Origin of the sequence: Bacteroides sp. 2201st1_D9_2201SCRN_220225, assembly GCF_040928965.1 — a bacterium.
Classification (GTDB): Bacteria; Bacteroidota; Bacteroidia; order Bacteroidales; family Bacteroidaceae; genus Bacteroides; species Bacteroides stercoris.
On record NZ_JBCODG010000021.1, the window covers coordinates 1 to 23,413 of the forward strand.

General features: G+C 47.9%; 22 protein-coding genes and 1 pseudogene. 14 read left to right on the top strand and 9 right to left on the bottom strand.

Annotation, left to right across the window (positions count from 1 at the left end; translation table 11 throughout):
• The first annotated feature begins 286 nt into the window (after positions 1–286).
• The 3 genes from AB5903_RS08905 to AB5903_RS08915 all read left to right on the top strand — a co-directional run bounded on the left by AB5903_RS08905 (position 287) and on the right by AB5903_RS08915 (position 6,158).
• On the top strand, positions 287–1,345 hold the full coding sequence (locus tag AB5903_RS08905) for a hypothetical protein (RefSeq protein ID WP_016661939.1): 1,059 nt from the start codon (positions 287–289) through the stop codon (positions 1,343–1,345).
• 689 nt (positions 1,346–2,034) lie between these two features.
• Positions 2,035–2,820: a TerB family tellurite resistance protein gene (locus AB5903_RS08910; RefSeq protein ID WP_005657604.1), complete on the top strand. Its 786-nt coding sequence runs from the start codon at positions 2,035–2,037 to the stop codon at positions 2,818–2,820.
• A gap of 71 nt (positions 2,821–2,891) precedes the next feature.
• Positions 2,892–6,158 carry a S41 family peptidase gene (locus tag AB5903_RS08915; RefSeq protein ID WP_272710997.1) on the top strand — a complete coding sequence of 1,089 codons (3,267 nt, stop codon included), beginning with the start codon at positions 2,892–2,894 and terminating at the stop codon, positions 6,156–6,158.
• A gap of 168 nt (positions 6,159–6,326) precedes the next feature.
• Here the strand turns inward: AB5903_RS08915 and AB5903_RS08920 are convergent, their stop codons facing one another.
• Complete coding sequence (locus tag AB5903_RS08920; RefSeq protein ID WP_005657607.1) at positions 6,327–6,716, bottom strand: DUF2721 domain-containing protein; 390 nt, start codon at positions 6,714–6,716, stop codon at positions 6,327–6,329.
• Positions 6,717–6,846: 130 nt separating this feature from the next.
• Between AB5903_RS08920 and AB5903_RS08925 the strand changes: the two genes are divergently transcribed.
• The 8 genes from AB5903_RS08925 to AB5903_RS08960 all read left to right on the top strand — a co-directional run bounded on the left by AB5903_RS08925 (position 6,847) and on the right by AB5903_RS08960 (position 13,572).
• Positions 6,847–8,442 carry an aspartate:alanine exchanger family transporter gene (locus tag AB5903_RS08925; RefSeq protein ID WP_117903567.1) on the top strand — a complete coding sequence of 532 codons (1,596 nt, stop codon included), beginning with the start codon at positions 6,847–6,849 and terminating at the stop codon, positions 8,440–8,442.
• A gap of 4 nt (positions 8,443–8,446) precedes the next feature.
• A complete protein-coding gene (locus AB5903_RS08930; protein ID WP_005657611.1) occupies positions 8,447–9,430 on the top strand; it encodes an aminodeoxychorismate synthase component I in 984 nt (327 codons plus the stop codon).
• Positions 9,414–10,013 carry an aminotransferase class IV family protein gene (locus AB5903_RS08935; protein WP_272710996.1) on the top strand — a complete coding sequence of 200 codons (600 nt, stop codon included), beginning with the start codon at positions 9,414–9,416 and terminating at the stop codon, positions 10,011–10,013. Before AB5903_RS08930 ends, AB5903_RS08935 begins: the two co-directional genes overlap by 17 nt.
• 104 nt (positions 10,014–10,117) lie before the next feature.
• Entirely contained in the window at positions 10,118–11,392 is a 1,275-nt protein-coding gene (locus tag AB5903_RS08940; protein ID WP_117856963.1) for a 3-phosphoshikimate 1-carboxyvinyltransferase, read from the top strand.
• Positions 11,393–11,555: 163 nt separating this feature from the next.
• On the top strand, positions 11,556–11,978 hold the full coding sequence (locus AB5903_RS08945) for a hypothetical protein (RefSeq protein WP_005657616.1): 423 nt from the start codon (positions 11,556–11,558) through the stop codon (positions 11,976–11,978).
• 10 nt (positions 11,979–11,988) lie between these two features.
• Positions 11,989–12,810: a metal ABC transporter permease gene (locus tag AB5903_RS08950; protein WP_060385326.1), complete on the top strand. Its 822-nt coding sequence runs from the start codon at positions 11,989–11,991 to the stop codon at positions 12,808–12,810.
• An 81-nt stretch (positions 12,811–12,891) separates the two neighbouring features.
• Entirely contained in the window at positions 12,892–13,317 is a 426-nt protein-coding gene (gene tsaE / locus AB5903_RS08955; protein WP_016661944.1) for a tRNA (adenosine(37)-N6)-threonylcarbamoyltransferase complex ATPase subunit type 1 TsaE, read from the top strand.
• Positions 13,318–13,353: 36 nt separating this feature from the next.
• Entirely contained in the window at positions 13,354–13,572 is a 219-nt protein-coding gene (locus tag AB5903_RS08960; protein ID WP_005657624.1) for an immunity 17 family protein, read from the top strand.
• 93 nt (positions 13,573–13,665) lie between these two features.
• Here AB5903_RS08960 and AB5903_RS08965 read toward each other — a convergent pair whose 3' ends face one another.
• From AB5903_RS08965 to dnaE, 3 genes are all read right to left on the bottom strand, one after another.
• Positions 13,666–13,998, bottom strand: a complete 333-nt coding sequence (locus AB5903_RS08965; RefSeq protein WP_022103869.1) for a hypothetical protein — start codon at positions 13,996–13,998, stop codon at positions 13,666–13,668.
• Positions 13,999–14,035: 37 nt separating this feature from the next.
• Positions 14,036–14,350 carry a thioredoxin gene (trxA, locus tag AB5903_RS08970; RefSeq protein ID WP_005657629.1) on the bottom strand — a complete coding sequence of 105 codons (315 nt, stop codon included), beginning with the start codon at positions 14,348–14,350 and terminating at the stop codon, positions 14,036–14,038.
• An 84-nt stretch (positions 14,351–14,434) separates the two neighbouring features.
• Entirely contained in the window at positions 14,435–18,232 is a 3,798-nt protein-coding gene (gene dnaE, locus AB5903_RS08975) for a DNA polymerase III subunit alpha (protein ID WP_368117801.1), read from the bottom strand.
• 172 nt (positions 18,233–18,404) lie between these two features.
• Here dnaE and AB5903_RS08980 point away from each other — a divergent pair, with 172 nt between their 5' ends.
• The 3 genes from AB5903_RS08980 (at position 18,405) to AB5903_RS08990 (ending at position 20,186) form a co-directional block, all read left to right on the top strand.
• A complete protein-coding gene (locus AB5903_RS08980; RefSeq protein ID WP_005657633.1) occupies positions 18,405–19,094 on the top strand; it encodes a phosphatidylserine decarboxylase family protein in 690 nt (229 codons plus the stop codon).
• Positions 19,095–19,096: 2 nt separating this feature from the next.
• Entirely contained in the window at positions 19,097–19,804 is a 708-nt protein-coding gene (gene pssA / locus AB5903_RS08985) for a CDP-diacylglycerol--serine O-phosphatidyltransferase (protein ID WP_117956126.1), read from the top strand.
• A 67-nt stretch (positions 19,805–19,871) separates the two neighbouring features.
• On the top strand, positions 19,872–20,186 hold the full coding sequence (locus AB5903_RS08990; protein ID WP_005657637.1) for a DUF4834 family protein: 315 nt from the start codon (positions 19,872–19,874) through the stop codon (positions 20,184–20,186).
• Positions 20,187–20,293: 107 nt separating this feature from the next.
• On the opposite strand, the gene AB5903_RS08995 is transcribed toward AB5903_RS08990, so the two are convergent.
• The 5 genes and pseudogenes from AB5903_RS08995 to AB5903_RS09015 all read right to left on the bottom strand — a co-directional run bounded on the left by AB5903_RS08995 (position 20,294) and on the right by AB5903_RS09015 (position 23,056).
• Positions 20,294–20,728, bottom strand: a complete 435-nt coding sequence (locus AB5903_RS08995; protein ID WP_272710994.1) for a nucleoside deaminase — start codon at positions 20,726–20,728, stop codon at positions 20,294–20,296.
• A gap of 63 nt (positions 20,729–20,791) precedes the next feature.
• A complete protein-coding gene (locus tag AB5903_RS09000) occupies positions 20,792–21,025 on the bottom strand; it encodes a hypothetical protein (protein WP_004293731.1) in 234 nt (77 codons plus the stop codon).
• 586 nt (positions 21,026–21,611) lie between these two features.
• The gene (locus tag AB5903_RS09005) at positions 21,612–21,887 is read right to left on the bottom strand and encodes a hypothetical protein (protein WP_272711004.1); all 276 of its coding nucleotides are present in this window, start codon (positions 21,885–21,887) and stop codon (positions 21,612–21,614) included.
• Between the two features lie 18 nt (positions 21,888–21,905).
• A pseudogene (locus AB5903_RS09010) lies at positions 21,906–22,163 on the bottom strand (DUF4372 domain-containing protein); the annotation flags it as partial.
• Positions 22,160–23,056 carry an IS982 family transposase gene (locus AB5903_RS09015; protein WP_272710993.1) on the bottom strand — a complete coding sequence of 299 codons (897 nt, stop codon included), beginning with the start codon at positions 23,054–23,056 and terminating at the stop codon, positions 22,160–22,162. The pseudogene AB5903_RS09010 and the gene AB5903_RS09015, both read right to left, overlap by 4 nt.
• Positions 23,057–23,413: the final 357 nt, after the last annotated feature.

Genomic DNA, 23,413 nt, shown 5'->3' on the forward strand with positions numbered 1-23,413 from the left:
GATATTTTTCTCCTCAAGGTAGAACACAACTTCATTTACGCTTTCCTTCACATCAACAAGATCAAAGTAGTCTAAAGTGCCTTCAGGAAGAAGAAGGCGATAACCGTTTAACTCCATAAGCTATGAATTTGGAGACAAAGATAACAATTTATAAATTTACCCCTCAGGTTTTTACATTGACCCATTTTTACGGGTCCAAAGTACATCGGGAGCTATGCCGGATACGTGACGAGCAAAAACTTTCGGAAAAATATACGTAAACACTGAATTATAAATTAAATTTATTATGATGAACAAATTCAAACTTTCTGTTTTAACAATCTTTTTGCTATCAATCTCATTACCAAGAATACAAGCTCAGACTAATGTCCGAGCTTATGAGAAGTGGGAAGCTACGCAATTCGTTGCTGTAAGTGGACATCAACCGGAAGACTATGTTCTTGCAGATAATAATTGGGAAATAATATATAATCTACGAACGCCTCACACCCTAAATGAACTTCTTAAAATGGGAGTTAAGTGTTCTGACAGCCAATTATTATTATTGGAAGTAGGAGGACTAATTGACAGAACCAAAGGAAAATGGAGATGCACAATTCCTATTCTTGACGAAGAACAGACAACCTCTTTAAGAAATATCAGTAAGGAGATTGCGAAATCCATGTATTCAAACACTAAAAGTGATTTTGTCTCTCTCGTACATACAATCAAGGAGATGGGATTTGAAAATAACGCACTTTCATTGGTGTTTTCATATCTTTTGGATGGTAGGATGTGGACTAAACTTGTCTTATTCGATGAGATAAACAACCATGCTGGTTGGAGTGGTTGCTACTGGGTTTTATATGAGCCACGCAAAGACCTCAAATTCGGAACAAATGGCTTTGGTGATATGAATTTTATACTAACCTATCTCAACAGCGAAGTCTCACCAAGCAGTAAAACGATGGATGAAAGTGCTGAAGAAATATCCAAATTTGGGAAAATAAACAATCCACAACTTATTTCTAAACTCATACCTTATGGCTTGACAAACAGTAACGGGGATATACAATTTCCTATTATAAAAAAACAGCAAGACCGTTTTCATCACATTATCAAAAAGCTGGTTGACTCCATTTCTTCTGAACTTAAAAGTAATTGCAGCAATATAGCAACCCAATATAATATAAGTGATGAAAAAACAGCAATGGTGATTTTGTACCATGAGGTTATGTGGTATTTAATGGATAATCTGATTCAAGATAATGTGTTACATATTCCTGCTGTTTTTAAAGACGAGAAAAAAAATAAACAACGGCTGAATGAAGTCGTTTTCTTTGTTGAAGGTGGATTGATGCAGTAATGTCTGTAGTTTCTGAAAAATCAATGCTTTGCTACAAGTTTAATAAAATAAATCTACAACAACAGCTCAACGTAAAAAATCCCCGCTTCTTCCATTCTCTTTTGCCTAAGCCTAACCCGTTTTTCCCACACAAAAACAGCACTTTCCTTATTCTTTTTTGTTGAAAAGCAGCATGATAAATGTAGCCGTACCACAATAAAAACCCCGTTTTCCAGTTGCGGGCTCTGCGGTTGCCAACTGCGAACCGCAGGGTTTGCAGCTGCGGGCTCTACAGCCCGCAATTGGAAAACGAGGAATACTACATGCTGTTGCAACATTATACAAGATGCAATAGCGGAAAAACAACAAGGCAACATCACATTTATCTTACGCATTCGGGAGGCAAAGTCACGGTTTAACCTTTTTTAGCCCCTGATATGAACAAAATCTCCCCAAATGCAGGAAATCTTGTTTTAAACAATAATACGCTGATTATAGGATGATTAAAAACTGAAAGACGGATAAAAAGAGCCTTTTTCCGTGACGACCGAATTTGGTCGTCACCTGTCGTCGTCCGTGTCACCACGTCTGTATCGCTCTCCCACAAAGGGATAAAGACTAAAAGTGACGAGTGACGACCGTTTTTCTTTTTAACCCCTTTCTCTTATTCGGATAAGAATTGCTATTTTTGCAGATAAAAGAACAAAATTATGGGAGCAGGAAAATGGATTGGCGGTATCATCGGCTTCATGGCAGGCGGACCGCTCGGCGCATTGGCAGGATATGCACTCGGGTCGCTGATAGAGCTCGGTGACAATACTGCAAGTTATACGACAGACTATGGCAACGGGCAGACTGAGGAAGATGTCTTTGCCGGGCAACGGAACAGTTTTCTTTTTTCGATGCTGGTAATGGCCTCGTACATCATACGGGCAGACGGACGCATCATGCACAGTGAAATGGAATATGTCCGCAATTTCCTACGGACCAACTTCGGCGTTGCGGCAGTAGGCGAAGGCGAACGGATATTGCTCAACCTCTTCGAGCAACGCAAGCGAATGGACATGCAGAATCCTCTCGCATTCAGACAGACCATCCGTGATTGCGGCAGGCAGATAGCCGCCAACCTCACATACGAGGAACGCCTGCAACTGCTGGGATTCCTTGCCAACATAGCCCGGAGCGACAACAACGTCTGCCGCGAAGAGATAGAAGCGCTGAAAGAAGTGGCAACCTATATGGGACTGTCCGAAAAAGAAGTGGAATCCATGCTCAACCTGGGCGGCAACTCCCTGGAAGCTGCCTACAAAGTTCTGGAAATTCTTCCTACAGCCACCGATGAGGAGGTGCGTGCCGCCTATCGCAAACTGGTACTGAAGCACCACCCCGACCGGGTAGCCACATTGGGAGAAGACATCAAACGCGCCGCCGAAGAGAAACTCCAGGATATCAACAATGCCAAAGAGATAATCTACAAAGCAAGAGGTATCAAATAGCCGCGAAAGACTGTCTCACCGAAAAAGGGCTTCAATCCCCCCCCAAGAATATTAATAGAATCCTATCCGATATGAAGAAAATTTTTGCTTATCTCACACTGGGTTTCACTACCCTCACCACCTATGCCGCAACTCCTCTCTGGATGCGCGACATACAGATTTCACCCGACGGCACGGAAATCGTTTTCTGTTACAAGGGAGACATCTACAAAGTTTCCGCAAAAGGCGGTACGGCCACACAGCTCACCACGCAGGAGTCTTACGAATCGTCTCCCGTATGGTCGCCGGACGGCAAACAGATAGCGTTTGCCAGCGACAGGCAAGGAAATTTCGACGTATTCGTAATGCCGTCCGATGGCGGTGCGGCACAACGCCTGACCACCAACTCGGCAGGAGAAATCCCTTCCGCATTCACGCCCGACGGCAAGTACATCCTTTTCTCCGCCGCCATACAGGACCCGGCCGGAAGTGCGCTCTTCCCCAGTCCTGCCATGACCGAGCTTTATAAAGTCCCCGCAACCGGCGGACGCACCGAACAGGTATTGGGCACTCCCGCCGAAGCCCTCTGCTTCGACAAAACGGGCGACATGTTTTTCTACCAAGACCAAAAAGGATTTGAAGACCAGTGGCGGAAGCACCACACCTCTTCCATTACACGTGACATATGGATGTACGACTGCCGTACAGAGAAGCACACCAACCTCACCCGCCACGCGGGCGAAGACCGCAACCCCGTCCTCTCGCCGGACGGACAGACCTTGTACTTCCTGAGCGAGCGCAACGGCGGTTCGTTCAATGTGTACTCCCTACAGCCGGCACACCCCGAAGCGGTAAAAGCGGTAAGCAGTTTCAAGACCCATCCCGTGCGCTTCCTCTCCATAAGCGGCAACGGAACATTGTGCTATGGTTACGACGGTGAAATATATACCCAGCAGGATGGCGCCGCCCCGCAAAAAGTACAAATAGAGATTATCCGCGACGACCGGCCCGATACAGCCCGCCTGACCTTTACCAACGGAGCCACCTCGGCAACCGTTTCGCCGGACGGCAAGCAAGTGGCATTCATCGCCCGTGGCGAAGTGTTCGTCACTTCGGCAGACTATGCCACAACCAAACAGATAACCCATACCCCTGCCGGTGAAAGCGGCCTGTCTTTCGCGCCCGACAACCGCACGCTGGCTTATGCCAGTGAGCGCAACGGCAACTGGCAGTTGTATCTTGCCAAAATAGTCCGCAAGGAAGACCCCAACTTCCCGAACGCCACCATTGTAGAAGAAGAGGCATTGTTGCCGTCAGCCACCGTTGAGCGTGCTTTCCCGCAATTCTCGCCCGACGGTAAAGAGCTGGCATTCATAGAAGACCGTACCCGCCTCATGGTGGTGAACCTTGATACGAAGAAAGTGCGCCAGATTACCGATGGCTCCACCTGGTACAGCACAGACGGCGGGTTCGACTATGCCTGGTCGCCGGACGGAAAATGGTTCACCCTCGAATTCATCGGCAACAGGCACGACCCGTATTCCGATATAGGTCTTGTCAGCGCACAGGGCAACAGCCCCATCATCAACCTGACCAACAGCGGCTACATGAGCGGTTCGCCCCGTTTTGCCCTCGACGGCAATGCCATTCTCTTCAAGACGGAGCGTTACGGCATGCGCGCTCATGCCTCATGGGGTTCGCAGGACGATGCCATGCTCGTTTTCCTCAATCAGGACGCCTACGACAAATACTGCCTGAGCAAGGAAGACTACGAACTGCGCAAGGAGCTAGAAGCCGAACAGAAAAAAGCGCAAGGCAAGGACACTGCCAAAGGTAAGAAAGGCGACAAGAAAGATGCAGGCCAAGAAAAAGCCGCGGACGATGATAAGGCTCAGGTAAAGGACATCACCGTAGAACTGAAAAACATGGAAGACCGCATGGTACGCCTCACCCCGAATTCCTCGGACATGGGCAGCGTCATCATCTCCAAAGACGGTGAGACCCTTTATTACTTTGCCGCCTTTGAAGGCGGTTACGACCTTTGGAAAATGGATCTCCGCAAGAAAGATACCCGGCTGCTTCACAAAATGGATGCCGGCTGGGCTTCCATGGAAATGGACAAAGACGGCAAGAACCTTTTCCTGCTGGGCGGCAAAACCATGCAGAAGATGAATATGGCATCCGATGAGCTGAAGCCTGTCACTTACCAAGCGCAGGCCAAAATGGATTTGGCGGCGGAACGCGAATATATGTTCAACCACGTGTACAAACAGCAGAAGAAGCGTTTCTACAACACCGATATGCACGGCGTAGACTGGGATGCCATGAGCGCCGCCTACCGCAAGTTCCTGCCTCACATAGACAATAACTACGACTTTGCCGAACTGTTGAGCGAGTGGCTGGGCGAGCTGAACGTGTCGCACACCGGCGGTCGTTACTACGCTTCCGGACAAAGCGAACCGACTGCCAGCCTGGGACTGCTTTTCGACTGGAATTACCGGGACAAAGGGATGCGCATTGCCGAAGTCATAGAGAAAGGTCCGTTCGATAACGCCTCAACCAAAGCAAAGACAGGCATCATCATTGAAAAGATTGACGGCACAGAGATTACCCCTGAAATGGATTACTACACATTATTGAATGATAAAGCCAAAAAGAAAACCCTCGTCTCACTCTACAACCCGCAAACCAAAGAACGCTGGGAAGAGGTGGTAATTCCGATAAGCGGCAGCGCACTGAATACCCTGCTCTATACCCGCTGGGTGAAACAACGTGCGGCAGATGTGGACAGATGGTCCGGCGGACGGCTGGGATATGTTCATATCGAATCAATGGGCGATGACAGTTTCCGTTCCGTCTACTCGGACATTTTGGGCAAATACAACAACCGCGAGGGCATCGTCATCGACACCCGCTTCAATGGCGGCGGACGCCTGCACGAGGACATCGAAATTCTGTTCAGCGGCCAGAAATACTTCACGCAAGTGGTTCGCGGCCGCGAAGCCTGCGACATGCCCAGCCGCCGCTGGAACAAGCCTTCCATTATGGTGACCTGCGAAGCCAACTATTCCAATGCACACGGCACACCGTGGGTGTACCGCCACCGGAATATCGGCAAACTGGTGGGTATGCCCGTTCCGGGAACCATGACAAGCGTATCCTGGGAGCGTCTGCAAGACCCGTCGCTCGTATTCGGCATCCCCGTGGTGGGTTACCGCCTGCCCGACGGCAGCTACCTGGAGAACAGCCAACTGGAACCGGACATCAAAGTGGCCAACTCGCCCGAAACCATCGTAAAGGGTGAAGATACCCAACTGAAAGTTGCCGTAGAAGAATTGCTGAAAGAACTGGACAAATGATGATTTCTTTTAGGCACGGATTTCGCGGATTTCACGGAAAAAGAACAAAGAAAATCTGTATTTTCCGTGTAATCCGTGCCTAAAAAGAAACAAATAGCAAGCGAATGTTAGTTTTGACACACCCTCTTTTTTGAAGGACAATATGTCGGGGCTTCCGGCAGCTCCTTTTCAATCGCCCATATCATTCAGATGTATCTCCAATGCCTTCACCGAGATATAAATCTCATACACCGAAATTGCCAGCGAGATAATCAGCAGCACCAATGCCAGGCCAAAGATATAGACCGATACCAGATGAAGCCGGATATAGATAAAGAACATGCTGACCACACACAGCAGCAGGCTTGCTATACCGGTTACCTGCATAGCCCGCGTCAGGTAAAGCCGTTGCCGCAGATTGGCAATCTGTGCGGCCGTCACCGACGAATGACTCTTCTGATGTTGCTCTTTCAAAGCACGTACAAGACCGGCATAGGACAGAAAACGGTTGGTATATGCCAACATTATCAAAGATATTGCCGAGAACAGCAAAGCGGGGGTAGTTAAATCAATTTCCATAAAACGTTTTTCTTCATTCTTTTAAAACCTGCAAAGGTAAGCAATAAAACCGAAAAGGAAAATAGCCTTCCCTATCTAACTTTTTTCCATTACCTTTGTTCCCAAGAAAAGACCTAATTCATCAAAGCCTATGTTCACAGACTTGCTCAATTCCTCTTATTTCGCCCTGTTCCTCATCGTAGCCCTCGGCTTCATGTTGGGAAGGATTAAAATCAAAGGATTGTCACTCGACGTATCCGCCGTTATTTTCATCGCCCTGCTATTCGGGCATTTCGGCGTCATCATCCCCAAGGAGCTGGGTAACTTCGGACTCGTACTGTTCATCTTCACCATCGGCATACAGGCGGGACCCGGCTTCTTCGACTCCTTCCGGAGCAAAGGGAAGACCCTCATCATCATCACCCTGCTCATTATCTGCTCCGCCGCCCTCACGGCAACGGGGCTGAAATATGCCTTCGACATCGACACGCCGAGCGTGGTGGGACTCATAGCCGGAGCGCTTACCAGTACGCCGGGACTTGCCGTTGCCATTGACAGCACCCACTCGCCGCTGGCATCCATTGCCTACGGTATCGCCTATCCGTTCGGAGTAATCGGCGTTATCCTGTTCGTGAAACTGCTGCCCCGCATCATGCACATCGACCTCGACCGGGAAGCCCGCCGCCTGGAGAAAGAGCGCCGCGGACAGTTTCCCGAATTGCTCACCTGCATCTACCGTGTCACGAACCCCGTAGTTTTCGGACGCAGCCTGATGCAAATCAATGCCCGTGCCATAACCGGTGCCGTAATCTCCCGCCACAAGCACGGCGAGCAAATCTCCATCCCCACCGCACACACCGTGCTCCGTGAAAACGACTACATACAGGCAGTGGGCAGTGACGAAGCCCTGAACCAGCTTGCCACCCTGGTGGGCGAACGCGAGGAAGGGGAACTCCCGCTCAGCCACACCCAAGAGATAGAATCCCTGCTGCTGACCAAAAAGGATATGATAAACAAGCAACTGGGCGACCTGAACCTGATGAAGAACTTCGGCTGTACCGTAACGCGTGTCCGCCGAAGCGGAATAGACCTTGCCCCCTCGCCCGACCTCGCGCTGAAATTCGGCGACAAGCTGACGGTGGTAGGCGAAAAGGAAGGACTGAAAGGACTGGCGCGCCTCTTGGGCAATAACGCCAAAAAACTGTCCGATACCGATTTCTTCCCGATTGCAATGGGTATTGTGCTCGGAGTGCTGTTCGGCAAACTGAATATATCCTTTCCCGGCGGTTTGTCGTTCTCACCGGGACTGACGGGCGGTATCCTGATAGTGGCCCTGTTCCTCAGCGCAATAGGCAAGACAGGTCCTGTCATCTGGTCGATGTCGGGCCCTGCCAACCAACTGCTGCGACAGTTGGGACTGCTGCTGTTCCTCGCCGAAGTAGGTACGTCGGCAGGAAAGAACCTGGTTGCCACCTTTCAGGAAAGCGGCTGGCTGCTGTTCGGAGTAGGTGCAGCCATTACCCTGGTTCCCATGCTGATAGCCGTGATTGTAGGCAGGATGGTGTTTAAAATCAGTATTCTCGACCTCTTGGGAACCATTACCGGCGGCATGACAAGTACCCCCGGTCTGGCAGCCGCCGATTCCATGACCGACAGTAATATTCCGAGCGTGGCATACGCAACGGTCTACCCCATTGCAATGGTATTCCTCATACTGTCCATTCAAATCATAGCTACAATGATTTAAGACAATGAAAGCACTGGATAAAGAAACAGCTATTGCCCGGATGAATACGTTCGGGCGCAACGGTACGCCCTTCCTGTTTGTTATCGACTACATGCAGGAACATTCGTACGTAGAACCTCTCGACGGGATAGATACGTCCGTATGCCTCTACCAGTTCAGAGGAACAGGCAATGCACCTGATGCCGGTGCCCGGTATGCCGGAACGATAGACTGGGAATTCACACCGCCCGCTCCCGCCGACTATCGCCGTTCTTTCGATACCGTGAGGCGCAACCTGCTGGGCGGCAACAGCTACCTGACCAATCTGACATGCAAAGTGCCGCTCCGCACCAACCTGACGCTGAAAGATGTGTTCCTGCATTCACACGCCCTGTACAAACTCTGGCTGAAAGACCGGTTCGTCTGCTTCTCGCCCGAAATCTTCGTCCGCATGGAAGAGGGCAGGATAAAATCCTTCCCGATGAAAGGCACGATTGACGCCACCCTGCCCCATGCCGAATCAATCCTGCTGGACGATGCCAAAGAAGCTGCCGAACATGCCACGATTGTAGACTTGATACGCAATGACCTCAGCATGGTTTCCGAACACGTCACCGTAGCGTCCTACCGCTACATAGACCGCCTGCAGACCAACAAAGGGCCTATCCTGCAGACAAGCTCCGAAATATGCGGCATGCTGCCCGGCGATTACACAAAGCGCCTCGGCGATATTCTGTTCAGTCTGCTGCCCGCCGGCTCCATTACCGGCGCTCCCAAACCGCGTACCATGCAAATCATTGCCGAAGCGGAAGGCTACGAACGGGGATTCTACACCGGAGTCATGGGCTGCTACGCCGACGGACGGCTGGACAGCGCCGTCATGATACGCTTCATCGAGCAGGAAGACGGACAGCTCTATTTCAAAGCCGGCGGCGGCATCACCGCCCAAAGCCGTTGGGAAAGCGAATACAACGAAGTAATACAGAAAATATATGTGCCGATTTATTGAAACCATACGGGTGGATTGCGGAGAAGTGCGCAACATGGCTTACCATGAACGGAGAATGAACGATACCCGTACGCACTTCTGGCCTGAAAGCCCCGCTCTGCAACTTGCCGGCTATCTGCCCGCCATTCCCGGAAGCGGCGTACACAAGCTGCGTATAATGTACGGGCAAAACGGCATCGAGGAAGTGACCTGTACCCCTTATACCCTGCGCCCCGTCCGTTCACTGGCACTGATACAGGCCGACGACATCGACTACGCCTGCAAAAGCACCGACCGCAGTGCGCTCAACCGGTTGTTTGCCCGGCGCGGCGCGTATGATGATATTCTGATTGTACGCCGGCATCTGCTCACCGACACCAGCATCGCCAACATCGCCCTCTTTGACGGCAGCCATTGGCATACTCCGCAACATCCTCTGCTGAAAGGGACCAAACGTGCCGAACTGCTGGACAAAGGTATTCTTACGGAAAAGGACATACGCACGGAAGAACTTCCGGCTTATTCCACCGTCCGCCTGTTCAATGCAATGATAGACTGGGGCGAAGTGGAACTGCCCGCCGATTGCCTGCATCCGGTATTCTGAAAAGCACGAATGTGGAGCCAACAGTTTCCATTTCCCAAAGATTTGTCTTACTTTTGCAAGCGGAGTATAAAGTCATCCGCTACCGTAACTTAACAAATACAACTATGCGTTATACCGTTTCCGCTCCCGATGTACCGATGCATGCCGCTATCCGGCTGCCGGCATCCAAAAGTATCAGTAACCGTGCGCTTATCCTGCACGCCCTTGCCCATGGCAGGCAGACACTCTGCAATCTGAGCGATTGCGACGATACCCGCGTCATGGTGCGTGCGCTGCAAGGCAATCCCGAACATATAGACATCATGGCGGCAGGGACGGCCATGCGTTTTCTCACCGCCTACCTCAGCGTAACGCCCGGTGTCCGTATCATTACCGGAACGCAACGTATGCAGCAGCGGCCCATCCGTATTCTGACAGACGCCCTGCGCCAGCTCGGTGCAAACATCGAGTACGCAGGCAATGAGGGCTTCCCGCCCCTGCGCATCACCGGTTCGGAATTGCAAGGCTGTGAAATATCACTTGCCGGAAACGTGAGTTCACAATATATATCCGCCTTGCTGATGATAGGAGCTGTTCTTCCCAAAGGGCTGCACCTGCATCTTACGGGCTGTATCATTTCCCGTCCCTACATCGACCTCACCCTCAAGCTCATACGGGACTTCGGCGGACATACCGAATGGAGTTCCGAAAACAGTATCACTGTATATCCCGGCGGTTACCGGGATGTTCCGTTCACTGTAGAGAGCGACTGGAGCGCGGCATCCTACTGGTATCAGATACTGGCGTTGAGGGGGAATGAAGAGCGGAAAACGGGGAGTGGAGAGTCACCGAAAGGGAATGAAGAGGAAACGGTAGAGCTGCTCGGACTGTTCCCCCACAGTTACCAGGGTGACAGCCGCGGTGCGGAGATTTTCTCCCGCCTGGGCGTACACACCGAATACACGGACAAAGGGGTACGGCTCACGCTCGCGGGGACGCCCGTTGACCGTCTTGAAGAAGATATGGTAGATATTCCCGACCTTGCGCAGACCTTTGTCGTCACTTGCTGCCTGATGAATATCCCTTTCCGCTTCACCGGTCTGCAAAGCCTCAAAATCAAAGAGACCGACCGCATCACCGCCCTTATCGCCGAGCTGCGCAAATTAGGCTATGCGGTACGTTCCGAGCAGGACAGCATCCTGCTGTGGGAGGGTGAACGCTGCCCTGCCGAAAGCGCTCCCGTTATCGCCACCTACGAAGATCACCGCATGGCAATGGCATTTGCCCCCGCCTGCATCGCACTGCCGCAGATAAGGATTGACGAACCCCAGGTAGTATCCAAATCCTATCCGGGCTATTGGGAAGATTTGAAGCAAGCAGGCTTTACCATCTGTCATTAACATCGCCCGACGCACCGCTGCGGACAGCCTGATTGCATGACGGTCGAAAAGCATTCCGGCACACTTTCTTTTTGCCTGTTCAAAAGCGGGCAGATACGAAAACAATGTGTATCTTTGTCCGTTCTATTGTATAAGGACACTTTTTTTCAAGGAAAGAGAACGTATGTGGATACTGATTATTAGCCTGATTGCCCTTGCCGTCGTAGCTGCCATAGCCGGAACCGTACGCAACCGCAGACTCCAGAAGAAAATTGACAATGGCGAACTGGACGCTATGCCCGAAGTGCAGGAAGTGGATGCGGAATGTTGCGGACAGCACGAGGTATGCGAAAAAGAGAGCCTGCTCGCCGCCGTCAGCAAGAAGATAGAATACTATGACGACGAGGAGCTGGACAAATACATCGGAACCGCTCCCGACGAGTATACGCCCGAACAGGAAGATGAGTTCCGTGACGTGTTCTACACCATGCAGTCGGAAGACGTGGCAGGGTGGGTGCGCAGCCTGCAACTGCGCGGCATTGCACTGCCCGACAATATAAAAGACGAAGTATTCCTGATTGTAGGAGAAAGAAGAAATAACCACTAACCCCCGCCGCATGGAACTTTTACAATATACATTCTTTCAACATGCCCTCATCGGCAGTCTGCTGGCAAGCATTGTCTGCGGAATTATCGGTACGTACATCGTCACCCGGAGGCTGGTTTTTATCAGCGGCGGACTGACGCATGCCTCTTTCGGCGGTATAGGCCTGGGACTGTATGCGGGAATTTCACCGATTCTGTCGGCAGCGGTCTTTTCCGTACTGTCGGCATTCGGCGTGGAATGGCTCAGCAAGCGGAAAGACATGCGCGAGGACTCTGCCATTGCGGTATTCTGGACACTGGGAATGGCATTGGGCATCATATTCACATTCCTGTCTCCCGGATTTGCACCCGACCTCTCCGCCTACCTGTTCGGGAATATCCTGACTATTACGTTTGGCGACATCGCCCTGCTGGGCGGACTGGCAGCACTGCTCATCCTGTTCTTCTCGTTTTTCCTGCATCCGATAATCTATGTGGCATTCGACCGCGAATTCGCCCGTTCGCAAGGAATACCCGTACAGACCTTTGAGTATGTACTGATGATGTTCATTGCGCTGACTATCGTAGCCTGCCTGCGTATGGTAGGCATCGTGCTGGTCATCTCATTGCTGACAATCCCGCAGATGACTGCCAATCTCTTTTCGCATAGGTTTCACCGCATCATCTGGCTGTCTGTGGGCATCGGTTACCTCAGTTGCCTGGGCGGGCTGCTCATTTCATACTATCTCAATGTTCCTTCGGGAGCAGCCATCATCTTCTTCTCCATTATTATTTATGCAATCTGTAAAGGGGGAAAAAGTTTTTGGTTATCTTTGCAGAAAAAGCGAAGATAAGCTGCGCCTCGGCATAAAAAATGAGCACGTTCATTTTTTATGCTCTCGGTTTGCATTATCTTTGCAGAAAAATACAAAATAATGGAAATCAAGATTCAGTCATTAGACCAGATTCATGAAGCCGCCCGCCGGTTCGTCGAGGCAATGGGCGACAATACCGTGTTTGCTTTTTACGGCAAAATGGGAGCCGGCAAGACCACCTTTATCAAGGCGGTTTGCGAAGAGCTCGGCGTATCCGATGTCATTACCTCTCCTACTTTCGCCATCGTAAACGAATACCGTTCCGAAATTGCCGGAGAGTTGATTTACCACTTCGATTTCTACCGGATCAAGAAACTGGAAGAGGTGTACGATATGGGATACGAAGATTATCTGTACAGCGGTGCGCTCTGCTTTATCGAATGGCCGGAACTGATTGAAGAGCTGCTGCCGGGAAATACCGTGAAAGTCACCATCGAAGAGATAGAAAACGGTGAACGGGAAGTTACACTGCAACCGCTGGATTAGTACCGGCCGTTAATCATCAACCACTAATCGCACTACATGAGCCAGTACATCGTTCAGGGTATTTTTGCCGTTGCGGGAATTATCTCCCTGCTGGCTGCAATCTTAGATTGGGATTGGTTCTTTACCGCCCAGAACACGCAGTTTGTCGTACGGAATGTAGGCCGCCGGCAAGCACGCTGGTTTTACGGGGTATTGGGAATGATACTTATCGGCACGGCGGTATTCTTTTTTCTGAATACTCCGCCGGTAGCATAAACGGAAAGACTGATATACAACATACCGGAAAAAAGGAAAGGCGCAGGTTTTCATCCCGCGCCTTTCCTTTTTCATTATAATCCAAACTGTGAATTACTCATCCTCCAATGACTCCGTGTATTCCATTTCGCCCTGCACGATGAAAAGGATTTCATCCGGATCATAATCGCCCATTTCGTCTTTATGAGCTTCCTTGATGATGTAATCTACGATTTTTCCCAGATCGATTTCGATATATCCGTCACCGTCGGGCTGCACATCGAGGATGCCGCTCTCGGAATAATACTCGTCAATCAAATCGAGAAAATAATAAAACTCATCGTCAGAGAACTTCTCTTTCAACTCCTGCGGCAAATAGTTTTTGATGTACTCAATGGTCTTTTCATCATCGAGATCATTCTTCAAAAAATCGTCTTCCAGTCCCATAGTTTTATATTTTTAAAGGATTAATAGTACCACCAGCTTACAACAGTGCTTCAATTTTCGCTGCATAAGTCGGTTTAGGAGCAGAACCCACTTGCTTGTCCACCAGTTCTCCATTCTTGAAGAACAGTACGGTAGGAATATTGCGAATACCGTATTCGGCGGCAACATCTCCGTTTTCGTCTACATCGCATTTACCGATAAGCGCTTTGCCTTCATATTCGCCGGCCAGTTCTTCAATGATAGGACCCACCATTTTGCAAGGTCCGCACCACGGCGCCCAAAAATCAATTACCACAGGTTTACCCTCTGCCAGGATTTCCTTGAAGTTGTTGTCTGTAATTTCTAATGCCATTTCTTCTAAATATTAAGTTAAATATCAATTCAACAGTACAGTATCAGCATTATCCGCCTACTGCCATCAGTGAAGCAAAGATAATTAATTTATCCGAAAATCAAGCTCCGGACGCTCTTTTAAATAAGAGATCAGCTCACGGCCTACGGAAAGCTTCACCGGACGGGACACCAGGTCAAGGGTCATCTTGCTCTCCGAGTCGGTCACTTTAAAGTAAAGTTCCGTTGTACCGGGACGCTCCTTCGTCAGTTCCGCCAATTCCGTCACCAATGCCTTGTTCAGCACGCCGAGCGGGATAAGGATTGTTATCTTCTCTATCAGTTTTTCCTTTACATCGGGAAGCAGTTCCATTGAGGTAATCTTCAGCTCCAGTTCGTCCTGCCGCCACTGTTTAGGCTGGCAGCGCGCCTTTATATAAAGGAAGGTACGCTCGCCCAGGTATCCCTGGTAAGTCACCCAGTCGTTTCCGAAGAAAGGCAGCTCTGCCGACCCGGAATAGTCCTCTATCTTGGCAATGCCATAAGGATTGCCGTTTTTACTGATGCCCCGGCGGACGGAAGTAACGATGCCCCCCATAGTTATTTCACGTCCCACAAGGGCGGTCTTGTCCTCCAGTTCCGCCATGTGTGTGTTACAAACATATTCCAGCACCACGGCATATTCATCCAAGGGATGAGCGGAGAGATAAATGCCTACCAAATCCCGCTCCTTGTTCAACCGGTCGAGATCACTCCAACGTTCTGCCTGCGGAATTTCGGGAGTGGCTATGTCCACTACATTTTCTCCGCCGAACAGGGAGTTGACCGCTGCTGCCTTATCTGCCTGATAACGGTTGCCATAGCGTACCAATGTTTCAATAAAGACTTCATTCTTGGTATTGACGGCAAAATACTGTTCGCGCTTCAACTCAGGGAAGCTGTCAAAACCACCGGCAAGGGCAAGACATTCCAAGTTCTTCTTGTTGCAGGCATTCAGATTGACGCGCTGCACAAAATCGAAAATACCGGTATAAGGCCCGTTCTTCGCACGCTCTTCCATGATACTTTGCACAGCACCCTCACCTACTCCTTTCACCGCACCCAATCCGAAACGGATATTACCTTCGGGGTTCACGGTAAACTTCAGGTTCGATTCGTTCACATCGGGTCCAAGCACTTTGATGCCCATGGACTTACATTCGTCCATGAGTTTGGTTATCGTCGTTATATCGGACAAGCTTCGGCTCATTACGGCAGCCATGTACTCTGCCGGATAATTGGCTTTCAGGAACGCCGTCTGATAGGCAACCCATGAATAGCAGGTGGCATGAGACTTATTGAAAGCATAGGATGCAAACTTCTCCCAGTCCGCCCAAATCTTTTCGAGCACCTTCGCATCGTGTCCGTTCTTCTGTCCGCCAGCAATGAACTTCGGCTTCATATGGTCCAGCTTGTCGCGCAGTTTCTTACCCATTGCCTTACGCAAGGCATCGGACTCACCACGGGTAAAGTCTGCCAACAAACGGGACAGAAGCATCACCTGCTCCTGATAGACGGTAATGCCGTAGGTATCTTTCAGATATTTCTCCATGATGGGAATATCATACTCAATAGGCTTGCGTCCCCATTTACGGTCGATGAAGTCAGGGATATAGTCCATAGGTCCCGGACGATAAAGAGCATTCATGGCAATCAGATCCTCGAAAGTACCCGGCTGCAGCTCGCGCAGGTATTTCTGCATGCCGGCGGACTCGAACTGGAAGGTACCGATAGTCCGTCCGTCGCAGTATAATTTATAGGTAGCGGGGTCTTTAATGGAAATCTTGTCGATATCCAACGACAGTCCCCGGTGTAAACGTACATTTTCAACGGCTTCCTTGATAATGGAAAGGGTCTTCAGTCCCAGGAAGTCCATTTTAATCAATCCGGTATCTTCAATGACCGAACCCTCGTACTGGGTAACGAGCATCTTCTCTCCCGTTTCCTTATCATCTGCCGTGCTCACAGGAACCCAGTCGGTGATGTCGTCACGACAGATAATCGTACCGCAAGCATGCACACCCGTACCGCGCACGTTACCTTCCAGCATCTTGGCATACTTCAACGTATCGCGCACCAACGGGTCGGGCGATGCTTCCGCAGCCTGAAGCTCAGGTACATAGGCGATGGCATTGGGGAGATTCAGTTTCTTATCGGGAATTTTATCGGGAACTAATTTTGCCAGACGGTCGGATTCCGACAAAGGCAGCTTTTGTACACGGGCGACATCCTTGATGGCCAGTTTGGTTGCCATAGTACCATACGTGATGATATGCGCCACCTTCTCCTGACCATACTTTTCCGTTACCCAGCGCAATACTTCACCGCGTCCGTCATCATCGAAGTCCACATCAATATCAGGCAAGGAAATACGGTCGGGATTAAGGAAACGCTCAAACAGCAGGTCGTACTGGATAGGGTCTATCTTGGTTATGCCCAAGCAGTACGCCACGGCCGAACCGGCAGCCGAACCACGTCCCGGTCCCACCGAAACGCCCAATTGCGTACGGGCGGCATTGATAAAGTCCTGTACAATCAAGAAATAACCGGGGAAACCCATCGTCTTCATAATGTACAACTCAAAAACCAAACGTTCTTTCACTTCGTCCGACAACGGGTCACCGTAAAGCCGTTTGGCACCGTCAAATGCCAGTTTGGCAAGATAGTCGGCTTCCAATTTAATACGATAAAGTTTTTCGTAACCGCCTAAACGCTTGATTTTGGCTTTGGCGGCTTCCTCGTCCAAGACGACATTTCCGTTTTCGTCCTGCGTAAACTCGTCGAACAAATCTTTTTCCGTATATTTCCGCCTGTATTCCTCTTCCGTTCCGAAATCTTCGGGAATGGCAAAAGTAGGCATGATAGGAGCATGGTCTATGGAGTAATATTCCACCTTGTCCAAAATCTCCAGTGTATTGGAAAGCGCTTCGGGAACATCGGCAAAAAGCTCGTTCATCTCCGCCTTGGTCTTCATCCATTCCTGCTTGGTGTAAAGCATACGGCTCGGGTCGTCCAAATCCTTGCCCGTACTCAAACAGATAAGGCGGTCGTGCGCCTCGGCATTCTCCTCGTCCACAAAGTGAACGTCATTGGAGCAGATTACTTTTATATTGTACTTCCTGGCATATTCCAACAGTTTGGCATTGGCTTTTTGCTGTAAAGGATAAGCCTCATGATTGGCACGGGAAACAGTTGCCTTATGACGTTGCAATTCCAGATAATAATCATCCCCGAAAAGATTCTTATACCAACGGATGGCCTCTTCCGCTTCTTCCAACTGGTCGTTGATAATCTTTTTAGGAACCTCCCCACCGATACAGGCGGAACAGACTATCAATCCTTCATGATACTTCTCCAATTCATTGCGGTCGGTACGCGGACGCATATAGTATCCCATAGTCCATGCACGGGACACCAGCTTTATAAGATTATGATAACCTTTTTCATTCTTCGCCAATACAATCAGGTGATAACCGCTCTGGTCGGGCTTGCCCTCTTTCTTGTCCATTGTGCGGCGTGCCACATACATCTCACAACCGATAATGGGCTTGAACAGTTTATTTTCGGCTTCCGTTATTTTTGCTCTGCAAGCCGCTATCTCCGCTTCCTTATCCTCACATTCCATCTCACCGCTCTCTATGCCGGCAATCCGTTTTTTCAGGTCTTTTATCTCCCCTTTCGGACCGCTGTTCTTCTTATTGACATAGTTGGTGAATTCCTTGATACCGAACATATTGCCATGATCGGTAACGGCTATACCTTTCATACCATCCTTCATCGCCTTGTCTACCAGCCGGCTTACGCTGGCCTGACCGTCAAGAAGTGAATACTGGGTGTGTACGTGCAAATGAACAAAATCCTGCATAAATTTATCCTTTCTATAAGTGAGCATAAAGGTACGACCTATGCTACATCTAACAAAAATATTCCTCAAAAAGTTATCAACATCTGTAATTCTATGACTAAATTCTTGTTAGATTTTCAAAATAAGCCTATTTTTGCAGATAATTTGCATTAGAAAGAATAAAACAAGATACATGGGTCGACTTAAAAAATTAAAGAAAATACGTATTCACCGTGAAGGAACACATACATTGGCCGGCAGTTTATTGTTGATACTCGCCGTAAACGCAGGGCTTTACTTCGGTTTGGAATGTAAGATTCCCTTCTATGTAGTGGCAGTTATCAGCCTTGTGGTTTATGGCATTTTAGTGAACTTCTTCCGTTGTCCTATACGTTTGTTCGGCCAGGAAAATACTGAAAAAATCGTAGTTGCCCCAGCTGACGGAAAGATTGTGGTAGTGGAAGAGGTTGAAGAAACCGAATATTTTCATGACCGCCGTATCATGGTTTCCATATTTATGAGTCTGGTCAACGTACATGCCAACTGGTATCCGGTGGATGGAACCGTGAAGTCGGTATCTCACCAGAACGGTAAGTTCATGAAGGCCTGGTTGCCCAAAGCAAGCACCGACAATGAACGTTCCACTGTAGTAATCGAAACCCCCGAAGGTGTAGAAATCATGGCACGCCAGATTGCCGGCGCCATGGCACGCCGTATCGTAACTTATGCCGAACCGGGCGAAGAGTGTTATATCGACGAACATATGGGCTTCATCAAGTTCGGTTCGCGTGTGGATGTATTCCTTCCGCTGGGTACGGAAGTTCTTGTTAAACTCGGACAACTGACTACCGGCAACCAGACCGTAATAGCAAAACTCAAGTAACAATGGCAAACTGCATTACCCGCTCCATACCGAATACCTTAACCTGCCTGAACCTGTTCTCCGGGTGTATCGCCTGCGTCATGGCTTTTGAAGCCAACTACAACCTGGCGCTTGCATTCATTATTCTCAGTGCCGTATTCGATTTTTTCGACGGCATGATGGCACGTCTGCTGAATGCACACTCTCCCATCGGCAAAGACTTGGATTCGCTGGCGGATGATGTAAGTTTCGGCGTAGCGCCCTCACTAATAGTGTACTCTTTATTTAAAGAAATGCATTATCCGGCATCCATGGAGTTCATCGCTCCTTATATGCCTTACACAGCATTCCTCATTTCCGTATTCTCGGCGTTGCGTCTGGCTAAGTTCAACAATGACACCCGCCAGACTAGTTCCTTTATCGGCGTACCGGTTCCTGCCAATGCCCTTTTTTGGGCGTCGTTAGTGGCGGGAATACATCCCATACTTATCTCGGAGAGCTTTAATCCGCTTTATCTCTTAGCATTGGTTTGCTTGTTTTCGTGGTTGCTGGTATCGGAAATACCGATGTTTTCATTGAAATTCAAGAGCCTCTCATGGAAAGACAACAAAGTAAGTTTCAGTTTCCTGATTATCTGTATTCCGCTTCTTGTTTTTTTGAAAGTCAGCGGTTTCGCAGCGGTAATTGTATGGTACATCTTGCTGTCACTTCTCACAGGAAAGCGTAAGTAAACATTTTCTTGGTACGGTTGTTGTATTATCGTTCGCTGAAAACGAACACATAAAAAGACATTAGCCCATGTTTCATTTTTTAGGATTTTTATTTATCATTATAATCGCCATCCTGCTTATCGGACTTAGCATCATCGGCACTGTTATCCGGAGTATTTTCGGCTTGGGTAGCCGCCGCTCATCAAACACTTACCGGAACGACAATGGAAATTATCAATCCGGAAGAGGGTATTCTTTCAATGGCAGACAACAGTCCGGCTCTTCTTCCAACGAAGAACCTAAAACAAGAATAAAAGAAGAAACCGCACATGGCAGGCACAAGAAACTGTTTTCCCAGGACGAGGGGGAATATGTGGATTTCGAAGAAATCAAAGAAGAATAGCAATTGCAGAGAGTCATATCATTACACAATAATTCTCCCGTAGGATAATTTATTTGTATTCCGCACTACAAGGCAAACCTGTTATAGCGAAATTTTTCAGAAAAGTATTATCTGCGTTTTGCTGCAAAAAAGTCTTTCATTAATGCAGCGCATTCATCCGCCAGTACTCCTTTCACTACTGCAGTTTTAGGATGCAAAGCCTTTGGTGCATAACGCTGGTATCCCCGTTTCTCATCTTCCGCACCAAATACCAGCCGTCCCGTTTGTGCCCATGCTATGGCACCGGCACACATCACGCACGGTTCAACGGTTACATAAAGAGTACATTCGTTCAGATATTTGCCACCAAGCGTAGCAGCGGCGGCAGTGATAGCCTGCATTTCGGCATGTGCGGTGACATCCGTCAGCGTTTCAGTCAGATTATGGGCACGGGCAATGATACGGCCTTTGCAAACAACAACGGCACCAACGGGCACTTCACCCCGCTCACCTGCTTTTTGCGCTTCCAAAAGCGCCTGCTTCATATAATCCGTATCTGTCATAATTCTTACTACTTGCTGTTTATCTCATTCCACATCGCACATCATCTCCTATTCCACCACTTCTTATCTTCGCATGTCATGCTCACCGAACAGTGTAGGATAATCTTCTTCCATATTCTTATGGATAAACATGAGAATGGTTTCCCTCAGCCAGCGCGATTTGTTCGTTATCTTATACTTCTCCAGATAACGATCCACAATCCGCAGCTCTTCTTCGCTCATCAGGCATACCATGCGCTGCTCGCGTTTAGGTTCTTCCGGTGTTGCTTTTGCACACGTTTTGTCTCTCTTTCTCATATTTCTTTGCAAAATTAGCTTTACTTCTGTAAAAACAAAACAGAAAAAACGTATTTTTTATCATTGCTGTCCGATAAAATCAATTAAGCATAAGAATCACCCAAATCTGTATTTTGATGGTATTTGCACTTTCCCCATAGAAGTATTTCAATAGGAAGTTCTGTTTTATCTGCTTGAACAGTAATTCAATCTCCTAACGTTTCGGTAAATGTCTATAATTTTACCAGGATCTGACTTCAAATTGTTTGTAAGCAATGAAACTAGTTTGTGTTTTCTTGTATCAGCATAGATATAAATAATGATATGGGCATAATGAGTCAAGATTTCGCCACCCTTCAGTACTTTTCAGAATATAACATGCTGTATCTGTACTTCCATAAGGCCTTCTTTAGTCTGGTATATACAATTCTCCATAATACTGTATTTCAGATTCTTCTTCATTTTTTCATATACAGCATTTCTCTTTGTGTGAGCACCTCCAATTTCTCATAGTCAATATGTGCACGGTTCATGACAACTATTTCTCCTTTGTTCAGTGCTGATGGACTTAGCATAAAAGAATCATTGGTTGCTGTTGAAGTGAACTTTAGATCTGAAAGGATTCTCCGTTAGCGTGTATGACAGTGTGTACCTTTATACCTTCTTTCTTTTTACATCCTACACCCTTGAACAAGAGATTGGAGAACAAAGTGATGGTAGTAGAATCAATAATCTGCAAACGCTTCATCCAGACTGCATCCTGTTTTACGGATGTCCCCAAAAGTATATTCCTGTATGTGACGTATAAGTCATGATAGACGGACTCAAATATAGCTTCCAGACGTCGTTGGTTAGCATCGGAAAGAGTTCTACGTAATGGCATTGTGGTTATACCAAGATGACAAAGTTTGCGGGCTTCTGCCTGTAGAGAAACCATTATCTCACACAAGGAATCAAAATGCATGACAACAGCATAAAGTATGACGACAAGATGTGTCCGGCCATCAAATCGTTTTATATAGTGTTCTCCACCATGTTTACGGCTTATCTGAAGGATTTTTGGCTTATTCAGTAATTTTATGGCCTGACAGTAAAGCAGTTGTCCGCTAAGATGTATACTTCTGCTTATATAATTAACGTGAGTTCGAAATAAAATCAAAAAATAGCAAGTTGTCCGTCATTGACAAAATTTACGTCAATGGCGGGCTTCTTTTCAAAAAAGCAGTATGCCGCGATAGCCGACAAGGAGTTGGCTATAAAGTTACTGAATGAACGATGTCTTGAGTGTTCAATCTGTGCGATGTTCTTCAGTCCGTCATTGACCGTTTCAATCAAGCTTAGCAAAATCTTGTCGGCAATACTCATCAGTGAGTTCCTCATATTATTTTTAACTTTAGTAACAAGCTGTATGCCATTAAGGAAAAGGTTTTCAAACAGAGCCTGACCTATATATCCCTTGTCTGCACATAGTTTTCCTTTGATGTTTTCCAGAAACTTACCCTGTTTCAACGGTTCCCGGTCATCCACGTTTCCAGGTGTGAACATGAAATTGAGGATCTCTCCTTTGTCATTGATTATCAGATGCAGCTTGAATCCGAAGAACCATCCCATAGAACATCTTCCACGCTCGGCAAGCCCTTCAAATGTCTTATGAATCAAGATTCTTTGGTTACGACATACACATAAGGGAGTGGAATCAACGAAACTGATGCCGGTACAAGTTCCCAGCAGTACTTTTTTGATGAATATGGTCATGGGAAGCAATACTTCCTTCTCCAGTTCCACAAAACGGTTATAAGAAACCTGACGAGGAAAAAGGTGTTTCAGATGTTTACAGACATACTCCTTGTAGTAATGCTTGAAACAACGGAAACCACCGGAGTGAAACAGGATTAGAATAACCATAATCTCTGCATCACTCATACGGTTGGGGTTGTTACGATGCATGGTCTTCATATCCTTAATCATATATTTTTCCTGTTGCAATGTAAATTCCTTGCAAAAATCATCGGCCATACAATAAATCTCTGTAACTTTAGACTCTGGAAACATAGTGGTAATCGTTTAAATGTTATAATTCAGCACTATAAATTTAATACTTTTATCGCTATGTTTCTAATTATAAGTGAAATATATTTATTCTTATTTCGAACTCACGTTAATTAAATTTTTAGTTTGGCGACAGAAATCTAACAAAAATGGGCTGACATTGCAAATGAAGTCAGCTCTATTTTTATGTATTTGCATTTTTTATCGGACAGCAATAAAAACAAATTAGTTATACGCGACTGATAATAAGCATACTATAACCTGTCTGTGTCAGAAAATCTGGCAGCCTGTTTGCTAGAATTATTGGCTAAATTAGGTATTGACCGCCTTACAACACATAAATTACATTAATAGCAAGCC